Source organism: Allocoprococcus similis (assembly GCF_054660775.1).
The window spans coordinates 35,535-49,696 of record NZ_BAAHSG010000039.1 but is presented as its reverse complement, the minus strand read 5'-3'; the positions used below and the strand labels follow the sequence as shown (position 1 = coordinate 49,696).

The 14,162-nt window shown below is 41.6% G+C and carries 15 protein-coding genes and 1 other annotated feature; of the genes, 12 read left to right on the top strand and 3 right to left on the bottom strand.

Features of this window, described 5'->3' with window-relative positions:
- Positions 1–22: 22 nt before the first annotated feature.
- A complete protein-coding gene (gene asnA, locus ACYQ5K_RS14290; RefSeq protein WP_173687861.1) occupies positions 23–1,033 on the bottom strand; it encodes an aspartate--ammonia ligase in 1,011 nt (336 codons plus the stop codon).
- Positions 1,034–1,396: 363 nt separating this feature from the next.
- Between asnA and ACYQ5K_RS14285 the strand changes: the two genes are divergently transcribed.
- Entirely contained in the window at positions 1,397–1,555 is a 159-nt protein-coding gene (locus tag ACYQ5K_RS14285; protein ID WP_173687862.1) for a hypothetical protein, read from the top strand.
- A gap of 4 nt (positions 1,556–1,559) precedes the next feature.
- Here the strand turns inward: ACYQ5K_RS14285 and ACYQ5K_RS14280 are convergent, their stop codons facing one another.
- On the bottom strand, positions 1,560–1,781 hold the full coding sequence (locus ACYQ5K_RS14280; RefSeq protein WP_055260855.1) for a hypothetical protein: 222 nt from the start codon (positions 1,779–1,781) through the stop codon (positions 1,560–1,562).
- 136 nt (positions 1,782–1,917) lie between these two features.
- Here ACYQ5K_RS14280 and ACYQ5K_RS14275 point away from each other — a divergent pair, with 136 nt between their 5' ends.
- The 11 genes from ACYQ5K_RS14275 to ACYQ5K_RS14225 all read left to right on the top strand — a co-directional run bounded on the left by ACYQ5K_RS14275 (position 1,918) and on the right by ACYQ5K_RS14225 (position 12,954).
- Positions 1,918–2,427: an SEC-C metal-binding domain-containing protein gene (locus ACYQ5K_RS14275; protein ID WP_022220547.1), complete on the top strand. Its 510-nt coding sequence runs from the start codon at positions 1,918–1,920 to the stop codon at positions 2,425–2,427.
- A 70-nt stretch (positions 2,428–2,497) separates the two neighbouring features.
- Positions 2,498–2,707 (top strand) — a binding site (T-box leader).
- 50 nt (positions 2,708–2,757) lie between these two features.
- Complete coding sequence (locus ACYQ5K_RS14270) at positions 2,758–3,621, top strand: aldo/keto reductase (protein WP_173687865.1); 864 nt, start codon at positions 2,758–2,760, stop codon at positions 3,619–3,621.
- A 37-nt stretch (positions 3,622–3,658) separates the two neighbouring features.
- Positions 3,659–5,590 (top strand): threonine--tRNA ligase, encoded by a 1,932-nt coding sequence (gene thrS / locus ACYQ5K_RS14265; RefSeq protein WP_173687866.1) that lies wholly within the window; start codon positions 3,659–3,661, stop codon positions 5,588–5,590.
- A gap of 76 nt (positions 5,591–5,666) precedes the next feature.
- The gene (locus tag ACYQ5K_RS14260) at positions 5,667–5,987 is read left to right on the top strand and encodes a DUF1540 domain-containing protein (RefSeq protein ID WP_173687867.1); all 321 of its coding nucleotides are present in this window, start codon (positions 5,667–5,669) and stop codon (positions 5,985–5,987) included.
- Positions 5,988–6,239: 252 nt separating this feature from the next.
- Positions 6,240–6,386: a hypothetical protein gene (locus ACYQ5K_RS14255; protein WP_173687868.1), complete on the top strand. Its 147-nt coding sequence runs from the start codon at positions 6,240–6,242 to the stop codon at positions 6,384–6,386.
- 37 nt (positions 6,387–6,423) lie between these two features.
- The gene (locus ACYQ5K_RS14250; protein WP_173687869.1) at positions 6,424–7,806 is read left to right on the top strand and encodes an AI-2E family transporter; all 1,383 of its coding nucleotides are present in this window, start codon (positions 6,424–6,426) and stop codon (positions 7,804–7,806) included.
- A gap of 6 nt (positions 7,807–7,812) precedes the next feature.
- Entirely contained in the window at positions 7,813–8,739 is a 927-nt protein-coding gene (metA, locus tag ACYQ5K_RS14245; protein ID WP_173687870.1) for a homoserine O-acetyltransferase MetA, read from the top strand.
- 114 nt (positions 8,740–8,853) lie between these two features.
- Positions 8,854–9,483, top strand: a complete 630-nt coding sequence (locus tag ACYQ5K_RS14240) for a cyclodeaminase/cyclohydrolase family protein (protein ID WP_173687871.1) — start codon at positions 8,854–8,856, stop codon at positions 9,481–9,483.
- A gap of 25 nt (positions 9,484–9,508) precedes the next feature.
- Positions 9,509–10,381, top strand: a complete 873-nt coding sequence (locus tag ACYQ5K_RS14235; protein ID WP_173687872.1) for a bifunctional 5,10-methylenetetrahydrofolate dehydrogenase/5,10-methenyltetrahydrofolate cyclohydrolase — start codon at positions 9,509–9,511, stop codon at positions 10,379–10,381.
- A 390-nt stretch (positions 10,382–10,771) separates the two neighbouring features.
- Positions 10,772–12,094: an MATE family efflux transporter gene (locus ACYQ5K_RS14230; protein WP_173687873.1), complete on the top strand. Its 1,323-nt coding sequence runs from the start codon at positions 10,772–10,774 to the stop codon at positions 12,092–12,094.
- Between the two features lie 8 nt (positions 12,095–12,102).
- Positions 12,103–12,954 (top strand): AraC family transcriptional regulator, encoded by an 852-nt coding sequence (locus ACYQ5K_RS14225; protein WP_173687874.1) that lies wholly within the window; start codon positions 12,103–12,105, stop codon positions 12,952–12,954.
- A gap of 119 nt (positions 12,955–13,073) precedes the next feature.
- On the opposite strand, the gene ACYQ5K_RS14220 is transcribed toward ACYQ5K_RS14225, so the two are convergent.
- Positions 13,074–14,078, bottom strand: coding sequence for a LacI family DNA-binding transcriptional regulator (locus ACYQ5K_RS14220; RefSeq protein ID WP_173687875.1), 1,005 nt, complete (start codon positions 14,076–14,078; stop codon positions 13,074–13,076).
- Positions 14,079–14,162 lie beyond the last annotated feature (84 nt).

Genomic DNA, 14,162 nt, shown 5'->3' with positions numbered 1-14,162 from the left:
TGTGATAACGGTTGGTTATATATTACAGTAAGTATACTCCGCGGGATGCAGCTTCTTCGAGGATGTCGTCAGGCCAGATGGAGGACTGGACTTCTCCGATGTGGGCTTTGCGGAGATAGAACATGCAGATTCGGGACTGACCGATTCCACCTCCGACTGTGTACGGAAGTTCTCCTTTTAATAATGCCTTCTGGAAATCCATCTCGGCGCGTTCTTCACAGCCGGCTTCTTTTAACTGACGGCGGAGAGCATCTTCATCTACACGGATACCCATCGAAGAAAGCTCCAGTGCGATATCGAGAACCGGATAGTAGACGATGATGTCACCGTTCAGTTCCCAGTCATCATAGTCCGGTGCACGGCCGTCGTGACGCTGTCCGGATGCAAGAGTCTTACCAATCTGTTTGATGAATACAGCACCTTTTGCTTTGGCAAAATGGTATTCACGTTCTTTTGGTGTCTTATCCGGATACATGGTTTCCAGTTCCTGGGATGTGATGAAGCTGATCTCATCCGGAAGGAATTCTTCGATATAATTATAGCGGCGTGCCATGTATGCTTCGGTTTCTTTGAGCGCACTGTATACTTTTCCTACTGTGTATTCCAAGGTCTCCATGTTGCGTTCTTCTTTGGAAATTACTTTTTCCCAGTCCCACTGGTCAACATAGATAGAATGGATATTGTCGGTATCTTCATCGCGACGGATGGCGCTCATATCGGTATAAAGTCCTTCTCCTGAATGAAAGCCGTAGCGCTTTAAGGCGTAACGTTTCCATTTTGCAAGAGAGTGGACGATCTCAACTTCGCGGTCTTCCTGTTCTTTGATGCCAAATGCAACCGGGCGTTCTACTCCGTTCAGGTTATCGTTCAGTCCGGATTCCGGGCGGACGAAAAGAGGAGCGGATACACGCGTCAGATGCAGAGATTTGGCAAGTGCGCGTTCAAAGTGGTCTTTTACTTCTTTGATTGCCACTTCTGTCTCGCGGATCGTAAGTGGAGAATGGTAATTCTCCGGTATCTGCAAATTGTTCATGATGTTCTTCCTTTCTTACTACTCACTATGTCTAGTTTAGTGAATTGACGTGGTGTTGTCAATCATATTTCCTTAAGAAACGACTTATTTTCTTAAGAAACAACTTATGATTTTTTTAGAGAATCTCCATAGTAAGGTCACAGAATATGGCTATACTCTTAAAATGATGTTGGGTCAAGAGGTCAAAAATCCTCTTGCAAGCAAGCTTGCATCGGCTTTCTGACCTTTTGATCCTGGTATCATCATAAAAAAGTCATAAATCAGAAAATAAGAACATATATTAAAGATGTCGGGGAAATGCCGGATGAGGCTTATACCAGAAGGCAGACAGACGAAAAAACTGTAGACAGGAGGTAACAAGATATGCAGAAAGAGAAGAATATCAGCACACAGGAAGTCATTTCCATGGAAGAATATCTAAATAAGAGACAGAAGATCAGAGAACAGGAGAAAAAACGATTCGGTGGCAGATTCAGCGAAGAAAAAAGCCCTGCCTGGATGATGGCAGAGCTTTATGTATGAGATGTTAATATTCACTGTGAAAGTCGTCATCATTCCTGTGGATCAGACGATAAACCAGGATGTAGGCGTAACTCATAACCGGCACAAGAATCGTGCAGGCAACAGATGCTTTCAGAAGTCCTAATGATCTGGATTTGTCGATAAATGCAAATACCAGGGTGCTGACGTACATCAGGAACAGAAGAATTGCACAGATAAGAGCCGCAAAACGCTTGATTTTTTTCATAACAACCACCTTCGTACTGTACTTTATCTCTATTATATAGATAAAAAACAATTTCTACAAGAAAATGTTTTGCAAACAGTCGAAAAATGCTGTATGATATATGGAGTGATAAAGAACAAAAAGGAGAATTTACAGTATGAGTACATTATTAGAACAGTGGAGAGATACCGCTTACTCGAAAGAGATGGATAAAGCTTCTCTGCAGAAGTTCTGGGGAACCTATTTCCAGACTGAAAAAGAGATCTATGAAAAGCTGCTTGAGAATCCGGACGAAGAAGTAAAAGGAACTGTAAAGGAACTTGCTGAAAAATATGGCATTAATGTATTTACAATGACAGGATTCCTTGATGGAATCAATGACAGCCTGAAAGTGGCTAATCCAATTGAGACAATGGATGAGGACACTGAGGTAAGTCTTGCTTTTGATAAAGAACTGCTTTACAAGAACATGGTAGATGCAAAAGCTGACTGGCTGTATGAACTGCCACAGTGGGATAAGATCTTTACAGAAGAAAAGAAAAAAGTCCTTTACAAAGAACAGAAAAACGCACGTACAATCCACGTAGAAAAGAAAGTTTATCCAAACGATCCATGTCCGTGCGGAAGCGGTAAAAAATATAAAAAATGCTGTGGTAAGAACAAATAAGTTCTGATAGAAATTTTCAATACATTTTTTTGAACGTGTTGACAAATGAAAATCCCATGGTATAATGTTAGCAAATGCGATGAAGAGAAGAGTAGAGCGCAGAAAAATCCCAGAGAGAGAGGTCTTAGGCTGAGAGCCTCTTATTACAGAAGCGTTTGAAGACCACCTCCGAGCGGCTGTAAAACAGTCCGGCTGGATACCGTTATCATCCACAAAGAGGTCCTGGAAATCAGGACAAGCGGGGTGGAACCGCGGGTACACAAAGTAACTCGTCCTCTGCAGCAGATATTTCTGTTGCAGAGGTTTTTTATTTACAGAAAGGATGATCTAATGGAAAGTATTTACGATTGTTTCAAGCTGAACAATGATATGAAAATCCCATGCGTTGGTTTTGGAACCTACAAAGCAGCAGAAGGGAATAACGTGGAGATTTTAAAGACTGCCATAGAAGCAGGATATCGCTATTTTGATACCGCATCCTTTTATCAGACCGAAGAATTTGTAGGACAGGCGATCCGTGAAAGCAATCTTCCAAGAGAGGATTTCTTCCTTGTATCCAAGATGTGGAAAGATGAAATGGGATATCAGCAGACAAAGGATGCATTAGAAAAGAGTCTGAAAAGACTTGGTACCGATTATCTGGACATCTATCTGATCCACTGGCCAAGACCGTCGGCTGACTGTGAGAACTGGAAAGAACTGGATCTTGAGACCTGGAGGGCGATGGAAGAGCTTCAGAAAGAAGGGAAGATCCGGGGACTTGGACTCAGCAACTTCCTTCCGCACCATATTAAGAACATTCTGGAGAATGGAACGGTAAAACCAGTTGTCAACCAATTGGAACTGCATCCGGGTTATATGCAGCAGGCTGCTGTGCAGTATTGTAAAGAGCATGGTATCCAGATGCAGGCATGGAGCCCGATCGGAAGACGGCGGATTCTGGAAGATAAGCTGATTTTGGAGCTTGCAGGAAAATATCAGGTTTCACCGGCACAGCTGTGTCTGAGATTTTTACTTCAGAATGATATCATTCCGCTTCCGAAGTCATCTTCGATGGAACGGATGAAACAGAACATGGATCTGTTCCATTTTGAGATCAGCGAAGAGGATGTATCCAGACTGGCAACTATGCCACAGGCAGGATGGTCAGGAGAACATCCGGATCCGGAGCTTGCACAGAAAAATGTTGTATAATCAGAACTTATAAAATAAAGAGAGGAACAAAAAGACTATGAAAATCACATTAAAAGATGGATCAAGCAAAGAATATGCACAGAGCATGTCTGTAATTGATATTGCAAAAGATATCAGTGAAGGACTTGCAAGGGTTGCAACAGCAGGAGAAGTTGACGGAGAAGTTGTTGATTTAAGAACTGTGATCGACAAAGACTGCGAGCTGAACATTCTTACATTCAATGATGAAAAAGGAAAAGGCGCATTCCGTCATACAACATCCCACATTATGGCACAGGCGATCAAGAGACTGTACCCGGATACAAAGCTTGCAATCGGACCTTCTATTGAGGATGGATTCTATTACGATATCGACCGTGAGACTCCGCTTGTAGCAGAAGATCTGGAAAAGATCGAAGCTGAGATGAAGAAGATCGTCAAGGAAGATCTTCCGATCAAGCAGTATACAATGCCAAGATCTGAGGCAATTGCATATTTCAAAGAAAAAGATGAACCATATAAAGTAGAACTGATCGAAGACCTTCCGGAAGATTCTGTTATCAGTTTTTACTCACAGGGAGAATTTACAGATCTTTGTGCAGGACCTCACCTGATGAGCACAAAACCGGTAAAAGCATTCAAACTTACAAGCCTTGCAGGAGCTTACTGGCGTGGAAGTGAAAAAAATAAGATGCTTCAGAGAGTTTATGGTACTTCTTATCCAAAGAAAGCAGAGCTTGAAGAATATCTGCACATGATGGAAGAAGCAAAGAAGCGTGACCATAGAAAACTTGGAAAAGAACTTGGACTTTTCATGATGAGAGAAGAAGGACCAGGATTCCCATTCTTCCTTCCAAAAGGAATGGAACTGAAGAACCAGCTGCTTGATTACTGGAGAGAGATCCACAAAAAAGCCGGATATGTTGAAATTTCGACACCAATCATGTTAAGCCGCCATCTCTGGGAAACATCAGGACACTGGGATCACTACAAAGACAACATGTATACAACGGTGATCGATGATGAAGATTTCGCTATCAAACCGATGAACTGTCCGGGAGGAATTCTTGTATATGAATCTGAACCACGTTCATACCGTGACCTTCCGCTTCGTATGGGAGAACTCGGACTGGTCCACCGTCATGAAAAATCAGGACAGCTTCATGGACTGATGCGTGTAAGATGCTTTACACAGGATGATGCACATATCTTCATGACACCGGAGCAGGTACGTGATGAGATCAAAGGCGTTGTAAAACTGATCAATGAAGTTTACAGCCTGTTTGGATTTAAATACCATGTAGAACTTTCTACAAGACCGGAAGACAGTATGGGAAGCGATGAAGACTGGGATATGGCTACAGAAGCCCTTCGCGGTGCATTGGACGATCTGGGACTTCCATATGTAGTAAATGAAGGAGATGGAGCGTTCTACGGACCGAAGATCGACTTCCATCTGGAAGACTCTATCGGAAGAACATGGCAGTGTGGAACCATCCAGCTTGATTTCCAGCTTCCGCTTAGATTTAACCTTGAATATACAGGAGCAGATGGTGAGAAGCATCGTCCGATCATGATCCACCGTGTAATCTTCGGATCGATCGAAAGATTTATCGGTATCCTGATCGAGCATTTTGCAGGAGCATTCCCGACATGGCTTGCACCGGTACAGGTTAAGGTACTTCCGATTTCAGACAAATATATGGATTACGCACAGAAGGTTTTGGATGAACTGAACAATTCAGGTGTTCGTGCAGAGATTGATACACGTGCAGAGAAGATCGGATACAAGATCCGTGAAGCGCAGATGAAGAAGATCCCGTACATGCTGGTTGTCGGAGCAAAAGAAGAAGAGGACGGACTGGTATCTGTAAGAAGCCGTTTTGAAGGGGATGAAGGACAGAAGACACTGTCTGACTTCCTTGCAGCAATCAAGATGGAGATCCAGGCCAAGACAGCAAGAGAAGTAAAAAAAGAAGACGACAAATAGAGTTTCAAATAAAATCTGAATAAGAAATAAAATTTTCGGGCATAATGATACTGATTTTCAAAAAGGAGGTAACATTATGCCTGAATTAAAATGTACAGTACAGACATGTATGCACAACAAAGATTTTTATTGTGATCTGAACGCAATTACGGTGGGAGGAAAATCTGCACGGAAAGCTGCAGAGACATGCTGTGACAGCTTTGAAGAAAGAAAAGGCGGAACTTACAGCAATGTGACCGGTGAGGCGAGTCCGACAAGCAAGATCGACTGCAAGGCCACGGAGTGCCAGTATAATAAGAAATGCCAGTGCCATGCAGGAAAGATCAGTGTGGAGGGCAGCCAGGCATGCAGCTGTGATGAGACAGAATGTGCAACTTTCAGTTGTGGATGTGCGTAGATGAGATTGATGGGTGTGGGAGAGTTTCTCCTGCACCTGTTTTTGTTTGTGAGGAAGGGACGAAGAAAATGGAAAACAAATCGATGGGGCTTCATTGCACTAACCACTCCAAGGAGCCTCTGAAAGCGAGAATTGTGTCAGCAATGGCTTCCACAATTCTCTGAGTCTCCTTTACGTAGTGCAAAAAGTAAGCCCCATCGATTTGTTTTCCATTTTCTTCTGGCTTTTCAAGACAAAAGAGAGTTGAATGATTTGGGAGGAGAATGGTTTCCACAGCCATCTTCGGGCTGTGGAGATGCAAGTGGGAGTGTGATTCAGAAAAGATGGAGTAAGATTGAGAGAAAAGGTGTGAAAAGGATGGTTGGGGAGGTTGACGGGGGTGTCAGAAAGAAGGTATAATAAAAAATAGACTTTTGAAGAAAGACAGGGAAATTAAATGGAAAAAAAAGACAATGTAGAGAAAGGGGTTTCGGAGAAGCCGGAAGCGAAGAAATCTGCAGCGTATTATGAGAAGCGTCCGGAATTTGGTAACAGAGGACCATCAAAGATTTTGCTGCATTTCAGGAAGGGGCTTACCTTTTTTCTTGTAATTGCGGCTTGTGTGATCTTTTATTTTCTTCTACTCCGAATAGAGGATATATCAGTAGATGTCAGTAAAGTAATTGATGTGCTAAAGCCGATCCTATACGGAATGGTGATCGCATATTTGCTGAATCCGATCGTAAAGCAGATTGACCGGTGGCTGATTCCACAATTAAAAAAGAAAATGTCTCTGGAAAAGGCGAAGAAAGTTTCGCGTAGTGTCGGTGTTTTTGCAGCGTTGGTTATGCTGCTTGCTTTGATTCTGGCACTGTGCAATATGCTGATTCCGGAACTTTATAAAAGTATCCGTGACATGGTTCAGACTCTGCCGGGACAGATCAGTGATATGGTTACGAAGATCACAAGTATCCAGAAAGATACCAGTCCGGCCGGAGTCATGGTACGTAACCTGTTAGAAAAGGGATCGGATGCGTTACAGAACTGGATCAAACAGGATCTTTTAACCAAGGTTAATGAAGTGATGTCAAACCTGACGGTTGGGATAATCAATTTTGTCAGTGAGATCCTGAATTTTCTGATTGGTCTTATTGTATCAGTCTATATTCTGTTCAGTAAGGAAACTTTTTCCGCACAGAGTAAAAAGATCGTCTATGCAGTGTTCCGTACAGATCATGCCAATATGATCCTGCATCTGACAAAGAAAAGCAATGAGATTTTCGGTGGATTTATTATTGGAAAGATTATTGATTCCATGATTATCGGAGTGCTTTGCTTCTTTGGACTTACGATCCTGAAGATGCCGTACATACTTTTGATCAGTGTAATCGTTGGTGTGACCAATGTCATTCCTTTCTTCGGACCGTATATCGGTGCTATTCCGAGTGCCGTTCTGATTTTGCTGAATGATCCGATCAAGGGCTTATATTTCCTGATCTTCATTCTTGTGCTGCAGCAGCTTGATGGAAATGTGATCGGACCGAAGATTTTGGGTAATTCGACTGGATTATCTGCATTCTGGGTTGTATTTTCAATCCTGTTCGGAAGCGGTCTGTTTGGATTTGTAGGAATGATCATGGGCGTGCCTACATTTGCAGTAGTTTATTATATTATTACAATGCTGATCAATCATTTGCTGGAGAAGAAAAAGCTTCCGCTTCAGACTTCGGAGTATGGGGAAAAGAGTTATGTGGATGATAGTGGAAGATTTGTCAGAGAAAATCCGGAAGAGAATGATACAGCGGTAAAAAATGGAGAAAATAAAAAAGAGAGGAAGTAAGCAGAAATGCCAATTCGTGTACAGAATGACCTTCCGGTAAAAGAAATACTGGAAAAAGAAAATATATTTGTAATGGATGAGAACCGTGCGGTTCATCAGGACATCCGTCCGATCAAGATCGGACTTTTGAATCTTATGCCACTGAAAGAGGATACGGAACTTCAGCTTCTGCGCTCCCTTTCCAATACACCGCTGCAGGTTGACATTGTGTTTTTGGCAGTAAAAAACCATGTTTCAAAGAATACTTCAGCGAATCACCTGAACCGGTTTTATGAGAATTTTGAAAATGTAAAAGATCAGAAATTTGACGGATTTATCATAACCGGAGCACCGGTAGAGCAGATGCCGTTTGAAGAGGTGGATTACTGGGAAGAGCTTGTAGAGATCATGGAGTGGACAAAGACGCATGTTACTTCAACGATCCATCTCTGCTGGGGGGCACAGGCAGCACTTTATTATCATTATGGTATCAATAAAGTACAGCTGGACAAAAAGCTTTTCGGTATCTTTGAACATAAGGTTATGAACCGTAAGATTCCTCTGGTACGTGGATTTGATGATGTATTTTATGCACCGCATTCCAGACATACAGATGTGCCGATTGAGAAGATCCGTGCAGATGAGAGACTGATGGTTCTGGCAGAGTCGGAAAAGGCAGGAGCATATCTTATCATGGCACAGGATGGAAGACAGATTTTTGTGATGGGACATCCGGAGTACGATCGGGTGACACTGGATCAGGAGTATAAGCGGGATCTGAGTAAAGGACTTCCGATTGAAATGCCGGAGAATTATTATCCGGACAATGACAGCACACAGAAGCCACTTCTTACATGGAGAGCACATGGTAACTGTATGTATGCAAATTGGCTGAATTACTATGTTTACCAGGCAACCCCGTATGATATGGTGGGGACACCTGATTTTCATTAGGATCCAGATAGAAGTTCAATACCGATATCCTGCCAGGCATATCAGAAAGTACTACGTTTCGGAAGAGAAATCATTTGCTATAATCGGAAAGCAAAAACAAGCGGGAGGAAAAATATGTTATTGGAGCAGAAAACAACGGATTTTTTGGAACAGCTCTCATCATCAGCACCGATTCCGGGAGGTGGCGGGGCATCGGCAGCAGTCGGAGCGTTCGCATCAGCTTTGGGACTTATGGTCGCAAATCTGACTGTCGGAAAAAAGAAATATGCAGATGTTGAAGAAGAGATTTTAGAGATAAGAGAAAAACTTGAGCAGAAGAAGCAGGATCTGGTCCGGATGGTAGATGCAGATGCCGAGGCTTTTGAACCACTGGCAAAGGCTTACAGAATGCCAAAAGAGACAGAGGAAGAACAGGCAGAGAAGGAAAAAGTTATGGAGGCTGCACTTAAAAATGCGGCAGAAGCACCACTGTGTATTATGGAAACAATTGTAGATACTATGGAGATGATCCGGGTGCTGGGGGAAAAAGGAAGCAGGCTTGCTGTCAGCGATGCAGGAGTTGCAATCCTTTTTGCACAGGCGGCTCTTGAAGGAGCTTCTCTTAATATTTTTATCAATACAAAGATGATGAAGGATCAGGAGGAAGCTGAAAGACTGAATTGTCTGGCTGATCAACTGATCGCGACAGGCAAAGAACTGAAAGAGACAACTTATGATGCTGTAATTAAGAGTATCAGACCATAACAGATAAGACAGACAGGAGAAAGACATGAGCATACAGATGCGAGGGGCTGAAGTGGCAAAAGCCATGAAAGAACAGCTGATCAGAGAAAGAGAAGAGTTGAACGCTGCGGGAGTAAATCCATGCCTTACGATCATTCGGGTAGGAGCGAAAGAAAATGATCTTGCTTACGAACGTGGAGCAAAAAAGAGAATGGAAATGATCGGAATCGAGTGCCGCGTTGCAGAACTGCCAGAGGATATTTCACAGGAAGAATTTGAGGATGCTTTCTGTAAGATCAATAAAGATCCGGAGGTTCACGGGATCCTTTTGTTCCAGCCACTTCCGGAGCAGCTCGATGTAGAGAAGATCAGACAGATGATCGACCCGGCAAAGGATATGGATGGAATGAGTCCTGTAAATCTTGCAAAAATATTCGAAGGTGACAGAACTGCTTATGCGCCTTGTACTTCTGAGGCAGTGATGCACATTATGAAGCACTATGGAATTGAACTCCAGGGGAAAAGGGTGACCGTCATCGGAAGAAGCATGGTTGTCGGAAAACCGCTTTCCATGTTGATGCTTGGACAGAATGCAACTGTAACTATCTGTCATTCGCGCACAAAAGATCTGGCGGACAGATGTCGCGAAGCAGAGATAATAGTAGCTGCGATCGGACGGGCAAAGCATATCACCGCCGATATGATCGCCGAAGGAGCGGTGGTAGCGGATGTCGGAATCAACGTACTGGAAGACGGAACCCTCTGTGGAGATGTGGACTACGAAAATGTCCGGGAAAAAGTATCTCATATCACACCGGTTCCGGGAGGAGTAGGAAACGTCACAACCTCCGTACTCGCTTCTCACGTGCTGCGTGCCGCCCGTATAGTCCAGAACGAACTCAGACAACGCAGAGTGTAACACCGCCTCTCTGTCGAACACAATACAAATGGGCGCAGAACAGTTACAACCAGTAACCTTGAGCGCCCAGGAAGAGAAAAATGGGGCTGTGAAAAAAGAAATAACTCCATAATAATTGGAAATAACTTCATAATCCGGATTTTAACCATGTGCAATTCGAGGTGGTTAGAAGTGAGGATGGATTAAACAGATTTGTTATGACGTTGATTAAATGGATTGAACAGAATATAAAAATGTAGTCTTTTTCTTTTATTCCATATAGCTCGCTTTCAGTGCTCCTCAAGATAAAGTAGAAATAGTGCAATTTTCACATGATATTATACAAGAATTACATAGAAATATATCGTATTATTGATATGGTATTCTTGAATTGTATGTGAGGAGAAAAATATGGCAGCGGAAAGAAAAACATTAACACAGCTATCTGTGCCAATATGCTTAGAAACTTTATTTTATATGCTTTCAGGTATGGTTGATACGCTTATGCTATCATCTGTAAGTGATCAGGCTGTAGGAGCAGTGGGAACAGCAAATACATATATAGGTGTTTTTATTATTATGTTCGGAGTAATATCATCGGGTATGATAGCTGTTATGTCACAAAATATCGGAGCCGGAAGACCGGGAATAGCATATCAGGCAAGACAACTTGGACTTATATTCAATGCATTGATAGGTATCGTAATGTCTGTCATTCTTGCTACTTTTTCTGATGGGATACTTAGAATCGTAAGTATTGCTCCGGCTTTGCTTGAGCCGGCTGAAATATATCTTAGGATTGTCGGAGGTGCATGTTTTTTAAATGCACTGATTCCTATTTTCTCCAGTTATTTGAGAGTGTTTGGATATACAAAGCATTCTTTGATAGGAACTGTTGTTGGAAATGTTCTTAATATAATACTTAATTCCGTATTCTTATTTGTATTCAACTGGGGGGTAATGGGAGTTGCTGTTGCCACGGTTATTTCAAGAGTTGTAAATCTTATTATTGTAGCCAGTATGGGAGCGGTGCTTATAAAAGCAAAACAGAGTCCTGAGCGAATTGCATCAAGAAAGATATTTGCGCAGATTGTTAAGATTGGTTTTCCTTCTGCGCTTGAAACAGCACTTTACAACATCGCAATGACCTTTATTGTGCGTTTTATGAATCAGATGGATGTGGATGGAATGAATGTTACAGCACGCTCATATGCTGTACAGATTGCAAATTTCTCGTATTGTGTGGGAGCTGCCCTTGCTCAGGCAAATGCAATTATGACCGGTTGGAGAATTGGAGCAAAAGAGTTTGAGGAATGTAACAGGGGAACGAGGAAAGCTGCGATATACGGTATCATCACAGCGACATGCTTTTCCGTGACATTTGCATTGGCAGGACATTTTATCGTGCATATATTTACTGATGATACACAGATGATAAATCTTGTGGTAAAGTTGTTAATAGTAGATATATTTCTTGAATTTGGAAGGGTAACAAACCTTGTATATGGTCAGGCATTAAAAACGAGTGGAGATGCACTTTTCCCGGTTATACTCGGTGTGGTATTTATGTATTTGTTTGCAGTTGGCGGCACCTATTTTCTCGGAATACACATGGGACTTCTGGCTGTAGGAGCATATATTGCTATGGCAGGTGACGAATGTGCGAGAGCTGTGGGAATGGTACTTAGATGGAAGAGCGGAAAATGGGAGAGTAAAGGTCTTATAGAAGTGTAGGAGAGATTATGTACTTTGAATTAAAGGAAAATAAACCACATGGTACAAAGGATGATCCGTTTAGTACATATCATATAAAAAATGAGGGACGATTATTTCAGATACCGGTTCATTGGCATGATGAACTGGAAATTATATATGTAAAAAGCGGTTTTTTGACTGTAAGTATATCAGGAGAAAATTATATTGGAATCCCCGGGGATGCTTTTGTCGTGTCGCCGGGGAATCTGCATTTCATGGGTTCACAGACTGGTACAGTGGATTATTTTACTTTCCTTTTTCCGTTGAAATACATATCTTTTTGTATAAATGACATGTTAGATGATAAATTACTGGAGCCGTTAAAAAATGGCCATCTGATGATAAGTCCAAGAGTAAAAGATACAGCAAAAGAACTGTGTGAGCAGTTGGTTGAAACATATATGGCAAAAAATAAGAAAACTGAGTCCAAAATAACTGCTCAGATAAAGACAAAAATAATTCTTTTACAATTTATTCTTGAAATGTGGGAGAAGGGCTTTGTAATCGAAAATGATAAAAGCGGGAGAAATACTGTAGAAAAAGAAATGATTTCATATATACAGCAGAATTTTATGGAAAAAATATCGTTAAAAGAATTTGGTGAGCAGTTTCATCTTTCGGAAAAGTATATATCACGATATTTTAAGGAACATTTTCATATTACGCTTTCGCAATATATCACACATTTACGATTAGAGCATGCAAAACAGCTGTTACAAGATACGGATACTCCTGTTACAGAGGTCGCAATGCAGAGTGGATATCAGAATGTAAGCTATTTTATCAGAAGCTTCAAAAAAACATATGGAGTTTCTCCGTTAAAATATAGAAAAAAATAAGCCGGTTATATGGTTAGAATAGGACTTGAAAAAAATATAAAAGATACTATCAAAAAAGGTTAGGGAACAACCGAAAGGGAGTTTCCTAACCTTTTTGTATAAGAATAATTAGATAAATATTATGTTACAGGAACTTCCCCTGTAGATTTTCGCTCGATTAGCTGTGCATGTAACAAAAATGTACTGATTGAAATGCCATTAAGCAGACTTGATAGCGCAAAGAACCCACTTTTCCCGAGCTCAGGTCGATCTTGTCTGATTGTAGTCAATGGAGGAGAAGTATATGCTGCAATCGGAATATCATCAAATCCGATAATACTGATATCTTCAGGAATTCTGTAGCCTAGTTGCTGACACTGGATAAGGGCTGCATTGGCAAGAGTGTCCTGACTACAGATGATAGCAGTCATTCCTTTTTCCAGAAACCGAGGCAGGTGCTTTTCCATACATTCAGACAAATAGTAAGAGCAGCCGGTAGAATTAGAAGAAGTGTTCAGTCCATGCTTATGCATGGCATGGAGGAAGGCTGCATGTCGTATCTGAAGAATCTGAGATCCAAGAGAACCGCTGAGATAGGCAATCTTACGATGCCCAAGTCCGGCAAGATAAGAGACAGCAAGTTCCATTCCCTCATCATTATCAATACCTACATAAGCGGTAGAAGGATTCCCAATAATATAGTTATCGAAAAGTACAGCAGGAGTGTGGCTGGTTTTAAAATCCTGAATCCAAGGGTCGTTCAAGGAAAAGCCGATTGCAAAAGCGCCTACGTAATCATGCTCTAACATAAAAACATCATAATGTTGGTTCCGTTGCATCTGAACGTCAACAGGTACAATTTCAACATCAAAACCGGCCGGTTCAGCCATCTGGCGGAAACCAAGCAGAATGTCATAGGCAAAATGATGAGGCTCTTCGTATTGTATATTCTCTTTTTCTATTATAATACAGATTTTTTTAACGGGTTTCTTATAACGACGAAGTTTAGTATAACCGAGGGCTACGGCAGTTTCTAAAACCTGTTTCCGTAAAGTTTCGCTGATATCAGGAGCATCATTGAGTGCTTTGGATACAGTACTCTTGGAAATCTCCATTTTATCAGCAATATCCTGGATTGTAGTCATAATTTGTGATCCTTTCATAAAGCAGGAAAATAATTCTTTTTTTATTATATACAATGATATAGTAAAAAGCAATGAACTATAGGA

Coding starts and splice junctions, on each gene's coding strand:
- ACYQ5K_RS14250 (WP_173687869.1), top strand. CDS start 6,424: ATGGAAAAAAAAGACAATGTAGAGAAAGGGGTTTCGGAGAAGCCGGAA.
- ACYQ5K_RS14220 (WP_173687875.1), bottom strand. CDS start 14,078: ATGACTACAATCCAGGATATTGCTGATAAAATGGAGATTTCCAAGAGT.
- ACYQ5K_RS14230 (WP_173687873.1), top strand. CDS start 10,772: ATGGCAGCGGAAAGAAAAACATTAACACAGCTATCTGTGCCAATATGC.
- ACYQ5K_RS14275 (WP_022220547.1), top strand. CDS start 1,918: ATGAGTACATTATTAGAACAGTGGAGAGATACCGCTTACTCGAAAGAG.
- ACYQ5K_RS14225 (WP_173687874.1), top strand. CDS start 12,103: ATGTACTTTGAATTAAAGGAAAATAAACCACATGGTACAAAGGATGAT.
- ACYQ5K_RS14280 (WP_055260855.1), bottom strand. CDS start 1,781: ATGAAAAAAATCAAGCGTTTTGCGGCTCTTATCTGTGCAATTCTTCTG.
- thrS (WP_173687866.1), top strand. CDS start 3,659: ATGAAAATCACATTAAAAGATGGATCAAGCAAAGAATATGCACAGAGC.
- ACYQ5K_RS14260 (WP_173687867.1), top strand. CDS start 5,667: ATGCCTGAATTAAAATGTACAGTACAGACATGTATGCACAACAAAGAT.
- ACYQ5K_RS14240 (WP_173687871.1), top strand. CDS start 8,854: ATGTTATTGGAGCAGAAAACAACGGATTTTTTGGAACAGCTCTCATCA.
- metA (WP_173687870.1), top strand. CDS start 7,813: ATGCCAATTCGTGTACAGAATGACCTTCCGGTAAAAGAAATACTGGAA.
- ACYQ5K_RS14270 (WP_173687865.1), top strand. CDS start 2,758: ATGGAAAGTATTTACGATTGTTTCAAGCTGAACAATGATATGAAAATC.
- ACYQ5K_RS14235 (WP_173687872.1), top strand. CDS start 9,509: ATGAGCATACAGATGCGAGGGGCTGAAGTGGCAAAAGCCATGAAAGAA.
- ACYQ5K_RS14285 (WP_173687862.1), top strand. CDS start 1,397: ATGCAGAAAGAGAAGAATATCAGCACACAGGAAGTCATTTCCATGGAA.
- asnA (WP_173687861.1), bottom strand. CDS start 1,033: ATGAACAATTTGCAGATACCGGAGAATTACCATTCTCCACTTACGATC.